This is a genomic window from Glycomyces sp. NPDC047010, assembly GCF_040644205.1.
Lineage (GTDB): Bacteria > Actinomycetota > Actinomycetes > Mycobacteriales > Micromonosporaceae > Glycomyces.
The window spans coordinates 232,404-245,590 of sequence record NZ_JBEYVY010000001.1 but is presented as its reverse complement, the minus strand read 5'-3'; the positions used below and the strand labels follow the sequence as shown (position 1 = coordinate 245,590).

At 71.1% G+C, this 13,187-nt stretch carries 11 protein-coding genes; 9 read left to right on the top strand and 2 right to left on the bottom strand.

Going from position 1 to position 13,187, the window contains the following annotated elements; genetic code table 11:
- Window positions 1-288 precede the first annotated feature (288 nt).
- From AB0A65_RS01120 to AB0A65_RS01095, 6 genes are all read left to right on the top strand, one after another.
- On the top strand, window positions 289-2,928 hold the full coding sequence (locus AB0A65_RS01120) for a fibronectin type III domain-containing protein (protein ID WP_359944255.1): 2,640 nt from the start codon (window positions 289-291) through the stop codon (window positions 2,926-2,928).
- A gap of 57 nt (window positions 2,929-2,985) precedes the next feature.
- Window positions 2,986-3,966 carry a MoxR family ATPase gene (locus tag AB0A65_RS01115; RefSeq protein ID WP_359945541.1) on the top strand — a complete coding sequence of 327 codons (981 nt, stop codon included), beginning with the start codon at window positions 2,986-2,988 and terminating at the stop codon, window positions 3,964-3,966.
- The gene (locus AB0A65_RS01110) at window positions 3,963-5,210 is read left to right on the top strand and encodes a DUF58 domain-containing protein (RefSeq protein ID WP_359944252.1); all 1,248 of its coding nucleotides are present in this window, start codon (window positions 3,963-3,965) and stop codon (window positions 5,208-5,210) included. Before AB0A65_RS01115 ends, AB0A65_RS01110 begins: the two co-directional genes overlap by 4 nt.
- Window positions 5,207-7,375 (top strand): transglutaminaseTgpA domain-containing protein, encoded by a 2,169-nt coding sequence (locus AB0A65_RS01105; RefSeq protein ID WP_359944249.1) that lies wholly within the window; start codon window positions 5,207-5,209, stop codon window positions 7,373-7,375. Before AB0A65_RS01110 ends, AB0A65_RS01105 begins: the two co-directional genes overlap by 4 nt.
- A gap of 92 nt (window positions 7,376-7,467) precedes the next feature.
- Entirely contained in the window at window positions 7,468-7,683 is a 216-nt protein-coding gene (locus AB0A65_RS01100; RefSeq protein ID WP_359944246.1) for a DivIVA domain-containing protein, read from the top strand.
- Between the two features lie 75 nt (window positions 7,684-7,758).
- Entirely contained in the window at window positions 7,759-8,205 is a 447-nt protein-coding gene (locus AB0A65_RS01095) for a hypothetical protein (RefSeq protein WP_359944243.1), read from the top strand.
- 48 nt (window positions 8,206-8,253) lie between these two features.
- Here the strand turns inward: AB0A65_RS01095 and AB0A65_RS01090 are convergent, their stop codons facing one another.
- Window positions 8,254-8,901 carry an HNH endonuclease family protein gene (locus AB0A65_RS01090; protein ID WP_359944240.1) on the bottom strand — a complete coding sequence of 216 codons (648 nt, stop codon included), beginning with the start codon at window positions 8,899-8,901 and terminating at the stop codon, window positions 8,254-8,256.
- Window positions 8,902-9,096: 195 nt separating this feature from the next.
- On the opposite strand from AB0A65_RS01090, the gene AB0A65_RS01085 reads away from it, so the two are divergent.
- Together AB0A65_RS01085 and AB0A65_RS01080 are read left to right on the top strand one after the other, a co-directional pair.
- On the top strand, window positions 9,097-9,522 hold the full coding sequence (locus AB0A65_RS01085) for a hypothetical protein (RefSeq protein WP_359944238.1): 426 nt from the start codon (window positions 9,097-9,099) through the stop codon (window positions 9,520-9,522).
- Between the two features lie 182 nt (window positions 9,523-9,704).
- Window positions 9,705-11,111 (top strand): MFS transporter, encoded by a 1,407-nt coding sequence (locus AB0A65_RS01080; RefSeq protein WP_359944235.1) that lies wholly within the window; start codon window positions 9,705-9,707, stop codon window positions 11,109-11,111.
- 51 nt (window positions 11,112-11,162) lie between these two features.
- Here AB0A65_RS01080 and AB0A65_RS01075 read toward each other — a convergent pair whose 3' ends face one another.
- Window positions 11,163-11,753, bottom strand: a complete 591-nt coding sequence (locus AB0A65_RS01075) for a TetR-like C-terminal domain-containing protein (protein WP_359944232.1) — start codon at window positions 11,751-11,753, stop codon at window positions 11,163-11,165.
- Between the two features lie 81 nt (window positions 11,754-11,834).
- Here AB0A65_RS01075 and AB0A65_RS01070 point away from each other — a divergent pair, with 81 nt between their 5' ends.
- Window positions 11,835-13,025, top strand: coding sequence for a DUF418 domain-containing protein (locus AB0A65_RS01070; RefSeq protein WP_359944229.1), 1,191 nt, complete (start codon window positions 11,835-11,837; stop codon window positions 13,023-13,025).
- Window positions 13,026-13,187 lie beyond the last annotated feature (162 nt).

Genomic DNA, 13,187 nt, shown 5'->3' with positions numbered 1-13,187 from the left:
CCTCGGCGAGAGACAACTGAATCGCAGGAACCTGACGGGCGGTGCGCGAGGCGCACCGCCACCTCTGTGCCCCGGGGCCTTCCGCTACGTGCGGGTAACCTGACCGGCTTGTGTCACTTGGGGATACCCGAGACCTTTACCGTCTTGTGACAATGGCAGCCTAGTCCTAGTTGCACCCGCGAATTAGGCTCGGGTTCGTGCGCCTTCCCTGACCGCACCCGCCCGCGTGAGACCCGCGCAGGCCAGCGAGCCGCCGACTTGCACCAGAAGCGCAGAGGAAACCCCCCTATGACCACTCGGAACGTCGACGCCCGAAGACTCAACGTCAAGGGGCTGCTCATCGCCGTCGGCCTCCCGGTGGTCCTCGTGGGCGCGCTCGTCGCCACGCTCCTGGGCACCGGCGCCTTCAGCCGCGAGAACGAGGGCGAGGACGCCAGCCTCTGGCTCTGGACCACCCCCCTCGGCGAGATCGCCCGCGTCAACGGCCTCACCGCCGCCACCGACGTGCGCCTCGACATCACCGACGCCGCGGGCAACGCCGTCCAGATCGAGCAGACCGACTCCCACCTGCTCCTGCGCGAGATCGCCACCGGCAAGGTCTCCGCGATCGACCTCTCCACCCTCGAAGTCACCGGCAACGCCGAGACCGCCCCCGGCGAAGGCGTGCGCGTCGCCCTCTCCGACGACGGCGCGTTCATCATCGACCAGACCCAGGGCCTGGTCAACCAGGTCGACCCCCAGACGCTCTCCGCGATCGGCGACCCCCTCCAGTTCCCGGCCGGGCTCACCGGCGGCGCCTTCGACGGCGACGGGATGCTCTGGGTCGGCGTCCCCCGCGAAGGCACCATCGTCCAGATCGAGCCGCAGGACTCCGGCGCCAAGACCGCCTCCACCGAGGTCGTCGCCCAGCCGCGCCAGGAGCTCGCGCTCACCGTCCTCGGCGACGGCGTCGCGGTCCTCAACTCCACCGCCAAGGAGATGACGACCATCCGCACCGACGGCCGCCGCGCCGTCACCCCCATCGAACTCGCCGGACCCACCGAGACCGCCGTGACCAGCCCCGGCACTATCGCCTCGGTCACCGTCACCGACCCGCCCTCGATCGTCACCGTGGACGATGACCAGACCCGCAGCTTCGCCATCGGCGCCGGGTCCTCCGAACTCCTCGGCGCCTCCGTCGAGTTCCACGAGCGCATCTACGTGCCCGACGGCACCTCCGGCCTCGTCTGGGTCTACGACCTCGACGGCAACGAGCTCCAGCGCATCGAGATCGACTCCGGCGGCGGCCCCGTCGAGCTCTACCACACCGGCGACACCCTGTTCGCCAACGCGGTCAACACGAACGCCGCCGTGGTCGTCTCCGCCGACGGCGTGGCCGCCCTCGCCCCCAAGAACCGCGACGACATCCTCGGCGGCGACGCCCCGCCCACCGAAGAGGACGACGGCGGCGACGAAGGCGACGAGAACGGCGACGAGGAGTCCGCCCCCGAGATCGGCCCGCCCGGCGCGGTCACCAACCTCGACGGCACTGTCGGCGACGGCACTATCAACCTCTCCTGGGACGCCGCCCCCAACAACGGCTCCGCCCTCACCAAGTACGTGGTCGAAGGCGCGGGCCAGAGCTGGGAGATCGCACCCAGCCAGCGCGTCCTCGAAATCGGCGACCTCGACAACGGCCAGGGCTACACGTTCACCGTGACCGCCCACAACGCCGAAGGCGCCGGCGACACCGTCACCTCCCCGACCATCACGCCTTCGGCCGAGGTCCCGGGCGCCCCGAGCGGCGTCCAGGCGACCGCGAACCCGGACGGCACGGTCACCGTGAAGTGGGACGAGGCCGACGGCCAGGGCAACGACATCTCCGGCTACCAGGTCGAGTCCGTGTCCGGCACCGGTGAGCGCACCGTCGTCGGCCAGGCCAACGGGACCGAGCTGAAGACCGCCGCCGGGTCGCTGGACTACGGGACGCAGTACGCGTTCCAGGTGACGACCCTGTCGGGGTCTGCGGCCTCGGCTCCCTCGGAGCTGTCGGCCACGGTCACGCCGTTCAACGTCCCGGATGCGCCAGGCGACCTGCTTGCGCAGACTTCCGGGTCTGCGGCCGGGACGATCGACGTCTCCTGGAGCCAGCCCTCGCACAACGGCAGTGTCATCGAGAAGTACATCGTCACCGCTGGAACCCAGACTAAGGAGGTCACCAGCGGGACCACCGCGAGCATGTCCGGCTTCGGCAACAACGAGCAGGTCAGCGTCTCGGTCGTCGCGGTGAACGCTGCCGGACAGTCCGAGCCCGCCAACACCACCTCGAACACGATGAAGGCTCCGAGCGTCCAGATCTCCAGCCACGAGTCCCTCGCCAACCAGATCAACCTGACCTTGGCAATTGATGACGGCGGCAGCAGCGACGCGCAGTGCAGCGTGATCAGCGACGGCGTCACCAAGTCGACCGCGTCCTGCCCGGATGTCTACGCGGTGACCAAGTTGCACGCCTCCACGAGCTACAACTTCCAGATCGAGATCTCCAACCCCGCCGGATCGATGACCTCCTCGACCTACAACGCGTCGACCACGACGATCAACGGTCAGATCTACTTCGGCTGCGACGAGGACGTCGACAACAACTACTGCAACACGCCGAACTCGCAGGACGGTGGCCAAGACGGCGTCTCGGTCTACAGCTCGCCTGGTGGGAGCTCTGTCGGGTACACCCACTCGCGGGACCGCTACAAGGCCTACTGCTGGACCACCGGCGCCACCATCACCCCGCGCGGCCAGGAGTCCGACGGATATGCGGACTACCACCCGGGCAAAGACGGCACCGACAAGTGGATCAAAATCGACTACGCTTCCAACGCGTATGTGCCCTTCGCATGGTTGAACATCGACGGTCAGGGCAAGAACTCCGTCGGAGACCTCCCGGCGTGCTAGCAGGAGACATGGATGCACGACACCGAGCAGACCCACCCGCTGCGGGTGCCTAAGCGCATGCAGCAGCAGGTCCAGCTGGGCGCCGCGCAGGCCGAGTCCTTCGCCGCCGCGTTCGAGCGGCTCGGGGCGGCGGTCGACACCGTCGTGCTCGGCAAGCAGGAGGTGGTCAGGCTCGCCCTGACCGCCATGTTCGCCGAGGGCCACATCCTCCTCGAAGACGTGCCCGGGACCGGCAAGACGACGATGGCCCGGGCCATCGCGGCGGCCGTCTCCGGGCAGTGGCGGCGCATCCAGTTCACGCCCGACCTGCTGCCCTCCGACGTCTCCGGCGTGACGATCTTCAACCAGGCCAGCGGCGCGTTCGAGTTCCACCCCGGCCCGGTCTTCGCGAACATCGTGATCGCCGACGAGATCAACCGCGCCAGCCCCAAGACCCAGTCGGCGCTCCTCGAAGTCATGGAGGAAGGCCGTGTCACCGTGGACGGCCGCCCGCACCAGGTGCCGCAGCCGTTCCTCGTCGTCGCGACCCAGAACCCCGTCGAGATGGACGGCACCTACCGCCTCCCCGAGGCCCAGCTCGACCGCTTCCTCGTGAAGCTCTCCGTCGGCTACCCCGTGGAGGCCGCCGAGATCGAGGTCCTGCGCGGCACGCACCAGCGCAGCCCCGAGCAGCTCGCCGCCGTCGTGGACACCGACACCGTGGCGCAGATGGCGGAGATGGCCAAGCACGTCTACATCGCCGAGCCCCTGTACGCGTACCTCGTGCAGCTTGCCAACGCCACCCGCAACCACCCGCAGGTCGCCGTCGGCGTCAGCCCCCGCGGGCTCATCGCGCTCACCAGGGCCGCGAGCGTGTTCGCGCTGTCCCAGGGCCGCAGCTACATCATCCCCGAGGACGTGAAGGCCCTTGCCGGGCCGGTGTTCGCCCACCGCATCCAGCTCGCGCCCGACGCGGCGATGCGCGGGGCCACGGGCGCCCAAGTAGTGGCCGACGCCTTCAACCAGGTCTCGGTCCCGCTGCCCGCCTCGGCGGCATGAGCGAGACCGGTCCGCCCGCGGCACCGGAGGAGCCCGCGGCGTCACGGTCCACTCTGGCCGAACGGCTGCTCGCCGTCCCCGTCACGGCCCGCGGCGTCGGCCTCGCCGTTGCCGCGTTCGCGCTCCTCGCGGCCGGATGGGCCTGGGGCTACCCCGAACTCGCCGCGATCGGCGCGGCCGGAGCCCTTGCCTGCGTCGCCGCCGGGTCGGTGATCGCCGCACGGCCCCGCCTCGGCGTCGAACGCACCGTCCACCCCGACCGGGTCTCGGTGGGCCACACCGCGACCGTGCAGCTCACCGTCAGCAACACGGGGCGCTGGCGGGCCGTCAACGCCCGCGCCGTTGACGCCTACGGCGGCACTGGGATCGAGACGCGCCGCGTCGCCGTCCCGCTCGCGCGCCTGCGCCCCGGCAAGAGCGCGTCCGCCAGCTACGTGATCAACGCGGAGCGCCGGGGCGCGGTCGACGCCGGGCCGCTCGGCATCGGCAAGCGCGACCTCCTCGGCCTCGCCGCGACCGCCGGGAACTTCGGGCCCTCGGCGCGCCTGTGGATCCACCCGCGCCTCCACCAGCTCGCCCGCACCCCCGACGGCCTCGCCCGGTCCCTCGAAGGGACCGCCGACAAGATCGAGCAGGGCTCGCAGACGTTCCATGCGCTGCGCGAGTACGTCATCGGCGACGAGCTGCGCCACGTCCACTGGCGCACCTCCGCGCGGATCGGGAAGCTCATGGTCAAGGAGCACCTCGACACGTCGCTCCCCACGGTCGCCATCGCGATCGACGACCGCCCCGAATCGTGGCCCGCCGAGCCCTCGCCGAACCCGCTCACCGACCCGTTCGAGGCCGCCTGCGAGGCCGCCTACTCCGTCCTCACCGCGTGCTTCCGCGCCGAGTACCACGCCGCGCTCGTGCCCGCCTCGGGCGCGACGCTCTCCGGCGCGGGCCGCGACTCCTACGGCGACCTGCTCGCCGAGCTCGCCCCGAACGCGACCGACACCCTCGACGCCTACGTCGCCCGCCTCACCGCCGCCCGCTACGGCGACACGCTCGTGTGGATCACCGGGACCGAGCCGCCCACCGACCGCCTCGCGCTCCTCAAGCGCGCCTACCCGACGGTGATCGCCGTGCACCTCGCCACCGGGCTCCCCGCGTCCGCGTCCCTCGCGGGCGGCCTCCCCACGGTCCGCGCCGCCGACGGCGACCAGTTCGCCGCGGCCTGGAACAGCGGCGGGACCCGCCTGTGACCGCCCCGCCGATCCCGCGCGCCCGCCCCAAGCGCAGCGGCCGCCGCGTCCGCTACCGCCTCCGCGTCGCCGCCGTCGCGGCCGCCCTGACGCTCATGTGCGCCCTCGCGGGCGCCGTCGCCGCCCGCGTCTACCACGGGCAGCTGCTCCTGCTCCTCGTCGCCGGGGCGGCGTTCGGCGCGTTCGCGATCGGCTTCGCGCTGCGCAACCGGCCCTCGTTCCTCGCGCCCTCCGCGTCCCTCGTCGGCCTCGCCGCGTACCTCCTCGCCGCCATCGTGATCACCTCCGACGGCGCCGACCCGCTCCCCGCCACGGTCGTGGACGCGCTCGTCAACGCCGTGCCCCGCACGCTGACCGCGCTCATCCCCGTCGAGCCCGCCCCAGACACGGTCGTCGTCCCCGTCTTCCTCACCTGGCTCGCCGCGACCCTCGCGTGCGAGTTCGCGATCCGCTACGGCCGCACGCTCCTCGGATGCCTGCCGCCGACCATCCTGTACGGCGCCGGGCTGTACCTCGTCGGCCCCAACGCCGCCGCAGGGACCGTCTGGGCCGTCGCGTTCTGCGTGCTCGCCGCCGCCGCGCTCGCCGTCACCGCCGCCCCTCCCGAGCGCCGCCCCGACACCGACGCCGTCGTGGACGGCCCCGCGCCCTCGCGCGCGCCCGCGCTCATGGGCATGGTCGCCACCGCCGCGGTCCTCCTCGCCGTCATGGCGCTCCTCGTGCCGGTCGCGGCCCGCCTCGTCACCGCCAGCCCCGGCGACCCGCGCGAGTACGTCGAGCCGCCGCGGCTCACCGACATCGACCTCAACCCGCTCGTGCGCATCGCCGAGTGGTCCAAATACCCCGACCAGGACCTCTTCACCGCCGACACCAGCGCTGACGCGTGGATGCGCCTCGCGGTCCTCACCGAGTACGACGGCACCACGTGGCAGGCCGCGGGGGACTTCCGCACCGCCGGCACCGTGATCCCCGGCAGCGGCGACGCCGACTACTCCGCGGACGTCGAGATCATCGGCCTCGGCGGGAAGCTCGTCCCGGCCGCCGCGGACCCCGCGTCCGTGACCGGACTGCCGATCGCCGTCAACCTCGCCACCCGGTGCCTCCTCACCCCCGACGGCCTCGCCACCGGCTCGACCTACCACTTCGACTCCGCGCTGGTCGCGGTCGATCCGGCCGCCGCCGAGACCGCCCGCGCGAACCTCGCCGACGCCGCCACCGTCGCGGTCCCGCCCGGCACGCCCGAGATCATGGCGACCATCGCCGACTACATCCGCACCACGTACGACACGCCTTACGAACGCGCCCAAGGGCTCGCGGACTTCCTCGGCGAGCACTACGCGTACAACCCGGAGGCGCCCTCAGGCCACGACCTGCCCTCGCTCGGGTTCTTCCTCGGCAGCCCCGTCGATGCGGGCGGCCAGCGCGGCACCAGCGAGCACTTCGCGGCCGCGTACGCGATCATCGCGCGCCTCATCGGCCTGCCGAGCCGCGTCGTGGTCGGCTTCGAGGTCCCCGGCGGCTCCAGCACCGTCACCGCCGCCCAGGGGTCGGCGTGGCCGGAGATCGACTTCGACGGGGTCGGGTGGGTCCGCTTCGACCCGATGCCCGCGCCCGACGCGGTGCCCGTGCCGCCCGAGGACACCTTGGAGCAGATGGAGGAGGAGACCCCCAGCCCCGAGGAGGACTCCGGCGGCGGGGGCGAGGCGGAGGACTTCAACGACGAGGCGCTGGAGCAGGACGGCGACTTTGACGACGCGCTGACCGAGGAGGCCGGGGGCCTGCCGGTGTGGGTCTGGTACGCGCTCGGGGCGCTCCTGCTCGCGTGCGTCCCGCTCCTCTTGAAGGCCCGCCGGGCGCTGCGCAGGCGCCGCAGGCTCACGCGCGGGACGCCTGCCGAGCGGGTCGCGGGGGCTTGGGCCGAGGTGCTCGCGGCGGCTTCGCGGGCGGGGGTGAAGGTCCCCGGCCACGCCAATGCGGAAGAGGCGGCGGTGCGCCTGTCGGCCCTGAAGGCCGATATCGGGCCTTTGCCGCGTCTGGTGAATGCCGCGGCGTTCGCCCCCCACGCGGTGTCGGAGGCCGACGCCGCCGCCGCGGCGGCCGTCGCGTCCGAATACTCCGCGAGGGTCCGACACCAGGTGAAACGGTGGAAACGCTTCCTCACTTAGATTGTGCCCGTTAGAAGTTGATATTTCCCCACAAATTCATCAGACGGCGGCCCGATCCCAAAGGGTGGCGTTGACCTGGCAGACTGTGACGTATGGAGAACCCCTTCTTCTCTGTCCGTTTCCGCGGATACGACCGCGCCCAAGTCGACCGCGCGGTCGCCCGCATCAGAACCGCGACGGACGCCGGCGCCCCGCCCCACCCCGACTCGCTCACCAACATGGGCTTCCAGCTCACTATGCGCGGTTACGACACCGCGGAGGTCGACGAGTACTTCGCCCAGGTCGCGAGGACGCTCCGCGGCGGATAGTCTGGGGGCGTGACCGCGCAGGATCCGTACCATCCTCATCTCCAGCCGCCCCCGGCTCCCATGAACCAACCCCACATGCAGCCCGTCCAACCGGGCCCGCCGGTCCACGGCCACCCGCAGCCGTACCAGCAGGTCCCGCAGTACCACCCTGCCGCGTACTGGCCGCCCGTCCCGGCGCCGGTCACCATCGACGGCTTCCTGATCGTGCAGCCGCGCCTGCGGCCCATACCGTCCGGCCCGGCGATCGGTTCCCTGGTCGCCGGCATCGGCGCCGTCCTCGGCGCCCTGCCGGGGATGCTCTTCGCGATCGTCACCCCCTGGGCGGGGGTCACGTTCTTCATGAGCTCGGCCCTGTTCGGCCTCGGCTCGCTGTTCCTGGCCCTCCACGCGCGCAAGCAGATCCGCAACGCGGGCGGCGGCGTCTCCGGCAAGGGCATGGCCGTCACCGGCATGATCATCGCGATCGTCGCACTGTCCTTCGCGGCGATCACCGGCCTCATCACCACCGCGAACTTCATGTGAACGACGGCGGCGCCCCCGGAATCCGGGGGCGCCGCCATTGTTCAGGTCTTAGCAGTAGGCATCGAAGTGCGACTGGATCGCCGACTTCTCCGCCGAGTCGATCGTCAGGTCGTACAGGTACTTGACGTGCGTCCACGCCTTGACGTAGTCGCAGCGGACCGAGGTGTTCGTGGGCATCCACTCGGCCGGGTCGTAGTCGCTCTTCGAGGAGTTCGCGGAGGTGGTCGCGATCCACAGCTGCGGCGAGCTGATGTCGTTGGCGAAGTCCTCGCGCTCGGCGGTGGACCAGGCCCAGGCGCCGGACGCCCACGCCTCGGAGAGGGCCACGACGTGGTCGACCGTCGCGTTCGAGACAGTCGAGGTCCACTGATTGTCGAAGTCCGACTGCCACGAGCCGGAGTCGGGCTGGCAGTCCGAGCCGGTCTCGACGTCGGTGCCGTCCCGCTTGAGGACGTACTGCCGCGCGGTGCAGCCGTCGCCCACGCTCGACCAGTGCGGGAACAGGTCCCGGTCGTACGAGTCGCCGTGGGACTCGGAGGCGACGGTCAGCGCGTTCAGCTCCGACTGCGCGGTGGACAGGGACGGGATGCCCGGCGGCCGCACGGCCTGGGCCGGGGCGGCGTCGAGGACGAGGACCGTGAACACGGCCAGGGCCGCCGCCGAGACGACGGCGGCGGCGCGCTTGAGTGTCTGCATGGAGGCTCCTGCGGGGGAAGTGGGGGAGTACGGAGGGACCGGAAATCATCGAATCATGGGATGACGAAGCGACGCAAGGGGTGAATCACATCTTTTACCCACAAGACATGCTGAACTTACGCAACAGTTGATTCTCGGACAAGCAGGATTTAGAGGCAATAGCACACTCCACACGCAAATACCTACAATGGAGACATGACTGTGAGCAGCCAGGAAACGCACATCGGCGGCCTCGCGATCGGGTACCTGCCCGACCGGCTCGGCTCCGCCTCCGACTTCGAGTTCGAATGGGGCGGCGTCGCCTTCGTCCAGCGCGTCTGGGAGACGCGCCTCGACGGTGCTTCCCCGGACAGCGGAGCCTGGCGCGTCGACCTCCAGATCCAGGCGATGCGCGGCGAGGCTCTCGCCGACATGGACGCCCTCCGCGCGTTCCTCGCCGAGTACCACGAGCGCGGCGACGACTGGAAGCCCGAGCCCTTCGGCGCCGACGGCCTGTCCAGCGACCGCGAGGTCGCCCGCCTCCTCGCCCCCGGCCTCGCCGTCGAGGTCCGGGACCCCTTCTCCCGCCAGGGCATCGACGAGGTCAGACAAGTCGCCGCAGCGATCACCAAGGCGCAGTGAGTGAAAGGGCCCGGCCGATCGGCCGGGCCCTTTCCGTTCGGCGATCCGCGCCACATCGGTTGGCTATACCCCAGGGGGGTATGTTAGAACTACATCCACGCAGAGCACCGGTCCTCGGGGCTCATGCGCCCCAACGGAGTAGTGCCCCTCAGGCATACCCCCTACCGGTATAGGAGACGGACATGTCGTCCACTGCGACCCCACCGGCCTCACGGCGCTGGATCGCCCTCGCGCTCATCGCCCTGGCCCAGTTCACGGTCATCATGGACACCTCGATCATCGGCGTCGCCCTCCCGAAGATGCAGGAGGACCTCGGCTTCACCCAGGAGGGCCTCTCGTGGGTCTTCAACGCCTACGTCGTCGTCTTCGGCGGCCTGCTCCTCCTGGGCGGCAGGCTCTCCGACCTCCTCGGCGCCCGCCGGATGTTCGGCCTCGGCTGGCTGATCCTGGCCGCCGGCTCGCTCGTCGCGGGCCTCGCCCAGAACCCCGCGGCCGAACTCGCCGGACGCGGCGTCCAGGGTGCCGGGGCCGCGCTCATCGCCCCCTCGGCGCTCACACTGCTCATGATGCTGTTCGGCGACAACCCGAAGGACCTGACGAAGGCGTTCGCGTTCTACGGCGCCGCCGCGCCCGCGGGCGGCACCGCCGGGGTCTTCCTCGGCGGCCTCATCACCGAGTACGCGTCCTGGCCCTGGGTCTTCTACATCAACGTCCCCATCGCCGTCCTCGCCCTCGCCGCCGCCCCGGCGCTCCTGCCCGGCGGCCGCGCCCAGCGCGGATCGATCGACCTCCTCGGCGCCCTCACCGCGACCCTCGGCCTCGCGGCCGCGGTCTTCGCGATCGTCCGCGCCGCCGAGGCCGGCTGGGCCGCACCCGCCACCTGGGGCACGCTCCTGGCCGCCGCGGTCCTCATCGCCGCGTTCCTCGCGCTGCAAGCGAAGCGGAGCAACCCGCTCATGCCGCTCGCGATCTTCCGCGCCCCGAACCTCGGCGCGGCCAACCTCGCGCAGCTCCTCCTCGGGGCGGCCTGGATCCCGATGTGGTTCTTCCTGAACCTCTACCTCCAGCAGGTCCTCGGCTTCTCGGCCTTCCCGTCCGGGGCGGCGCTGCTGCCGATGACCGCGCTCATCATGATCGGCATGGTCGCCCTCGCTCCGCGCCTCATGGCCCGGTTCGGCTCCAAGGCCATGATCGTCACCGGCCTGGTCCTCCTCGCCGGGGGCCTCTTCTGGCTCTCCTTCATCCGCCCCGACGGCACCTTCGCCGCCGACGTCCTCCCCGCCTCGCTCCTCGCGGCACTGGGCATGGCCCTGGCGTTCATCCCGTCGCTCCAACTGGCCATCTCCAGCGCCCGCCCCGAGCAGGGCGGCCTCGCTTCCGGCATCGTCAACACCGGCTACCAGATCGGCTCGGCCCTCGGCCTCGCCGTGATCACGGCCCTCGCCGCCGCCAACGGCGCCGCCGACATCGGCGACAAGCCCGCCCTCACCGACGGCTTCTCGACCGCCTTCACCGCGGCGGCCGCCGTCGCCCTCGCCGCCGCACTGCTCGCGGCCCTGACCCTCCGCGGCAACAAGACCGCCGCCTAGGACGCAGAAAAGCTCAGGGGCCGACCGAAGTCGGCCCCTGAGCTCTTCTGTCTATCTGAGTCCGACGGCCGGAAGGATGGCCTGGTCGACGATCGCGGCGAGGTACTCGTCGCCGGGGTCCTCGCCGGTGTCCATCATCCGCTTGGTGACCATGGCCTCGCCGATGTCGACCACGACCGGGGTGAGCAGGGCGGGGTCGAGGTGGCCGTGGTCGGCGTAGTGGCGCAGGACGGTCTGCGTGAACGTGCCGCCCTTCTCGGCGAACACCCGCTGGTACAGCGCCTCCATGACGACCGGGTCGCGGCGCGGGTCGGCGACGATGACCAGGACCGCCCGACCGGCGGGGCTGAGCGCCCAGTCGACCATCATGCGCAGCGCGGCGATCAAGTCCCCGCGCAGGTCGTCCGCGCCGGGGGCTGGGGCCTCCACCGGGTGGAGGTCGTGGAGCGCGTCCAGTAGCAGCTCGACCGGGTCCGACCAGCGCCGGTAGAGCGTGGTCCGGGGCGTGCGGGCGCGCTTGGCGATGCCGTCCATGGTCAGCCGCCCGACCCCTGCTGCGGCCGCTTCCTCCACGGCCGCAGCGTAGATCGCGTCGAGTAGATCCTTGCCCCTGCGCCGCGTCTGACCTTCGGCTTCGCTCAAAGCGCACCCCCGTTCCACTGAGATACACCACCGTAGCTTAATCTCGTTAGATACACTCATGTATCTAATTCTGGAGCCGCCATGACGCTCTCGCCACCCGCCGTCCACACCGCGACCCCCGCCGCGCAGCGGTCCCTCGCCCCCGACCTCGCCCGCGGCACCATGCTGCTGCTCATCGCACTCGCCCACGCCCACATGTTCATCGGCCACGACCAGACCGGCTTCCGCGGCTACGCCGTCGACGCCGCACCCCTCGAACGCCTCCTCACCGGCGTCCAGGTCCTCCTCGTCGACGGCCGCGCCCTGCCGATGTTCGCCGCGCTATTCGGCTACGGCCTCGTCCGCCTGGTCGACCGCCAGACCCGCAAGGGCGCGACCTGGCCCCAGACCCGCCGGATCGTGCGCAGGCGCAGCGCCTGGCTCCTCGTCTTCGGCTTCGCGCACGCGCTGCTGCTGTTCTTCGGCGACATCCTCGCCGCCTACGGCTTCGTGGGCCTGCTGTTCACCGGCATGCTCGTCGCCCGCGACCGCACCCTGCTCAAGATCGCGGCCCTGACCTCGCTCGCCCACATCGCGGTCCTCGTCCTCCTCGGCCTCTCGGCCGAGTCCGCGGACCACCGCACCGAGCAGCCCACCACCATCGCCGACCCCCTGGCCGCCCTCGCGATGCGCCTGATGACCTGGTCGGCGCTCACCCCGACCTTCTATCTGGTCAGCATCCTGCCCGCCTTCGCCATCGGCATCTGGGCCGCCCGCCGCCGCGTCCTCGACGAACCCGGCCGCCACCGCGGGCTCCTCACCCGGACCGCCCTGTGGGGCACCGCCATCAGCCTCGTCGGCGGCACCCCCCTGATGCTCGCCGAAACCGGCCTGTGGGACCCGCACACCCCCGCCGCCGTCTCCGCCTACGCCCTCCACAGCGTCACCGGCATCGCCGCCGGCCTCGCCTACGCCGCACTCATCGGCCTCATCGCAGACCGCCGGTCAGCCGGGACCCCCGGCGCCATCCCCCGAGCCCTCGCGGCCTGCGGCCAGCGCTCCCTGACCTGCTATGTACTCCAGTCCGTCGCCTTCGTCGCCCTCTTCTCCCCCCAGGGGGCAGGACTCGGCACCGAACTCACCGACGCCGCCGCCTCCGCCATAGCCGTCGCCGTCTGGGCCGCCACCGTCGCCCTCGCCGCAGCCATGGCCCGCAACGGCAGACGAGGCCCCCTCGAAACCCTCCTCCGCCGCCTCACCTACCCCCGAAGCGGATTCAAGTACGCAAAATAAGCTCAGGGACCAACCGGAGTTGGTCCCTGAGCTTCTACGTCTATATGTACTCCCGAGCGGATTCGAACCGCCGTTTCCGCCTTGAGAGAGCTTCCCTGTCATATTTGCAGATTGCTGGTCACAGGCCTGAGTGCGTGTGAAACTGCTGGTAGATGGCTTGTT

What these genes read in the sequence shown, in the direction of transcription:
- AB0A65_RS01115 (WP_359945541.1), top strand. Translation starts at nt 2,986, where the DNA reads ATGCAGCAGCAGGTCCAGCTGGGCGCCGCGCAGGCCGAGTCCTTCGCC.
- AB0A65_RS01110 (WP_359944252.1), top strand. Translation starts at nt 3,963, where the DNA reads ATGAGCGAGACCGGTCCGCCCGCGGCACCGGAGGAGCCCGCGGCGTCA.
- AB0A65_RS01100 (WP_359944246.1), top strand. Translation starts at nt 7,468, where the DNA reads ATGGAGAACCCCTTCTTCTCTGTCCGTTTCCGCGGATACGACCGCGCC.
- AB0A65_RS01085 (WP_359944238.1), top strand. Translation starts at nt 9,097, where the DNA reads ATGACTGTGAGCAGCCAGGAAACGCACATCGGCGGCCTCGCGATCGGG.
- AB0A65_RS01090 (WP_359944240.1), bottom strand. Translation starts at nt 8,901, where the DNA reads ATGCAGACACTCAAGCGCGCCGCCGCCGTCGTCTCGGCGGCGGCCCTG.
- AB0A65_RS01120 (WP_359944255.1), top strand. Translation starts at nt 289, where the DNA reads ATGACCACTCGGAACGTCGACGCCCGAAGACTCAACGTCAAGGGGCTG.
- AB0A65_RS01080 (WP_359944235.1), top strand. Translation starts at nt 9,705, where the DNA reads ATGTCGTCCACTGCGACCCCACCGGCCTCACGGCGCTGGATCGCCCTC.
- AB0A65_RS01095 (WP_359944243.1), top strand. Translation starts at nt 7,759, where the DNA reads ATGCAGCCCGTCCAACCGGGCCCGCCGGTCCACGGCCACCCGCAGCCG.
- AB0A65_RS01070 (WP_359944229.1), top strand. Translation starts at nt 11,835, where the DNA reads ATGACGCTCTCGCCACCCGCCGTCCACACCGCGACCCCCGCCGCGCAG.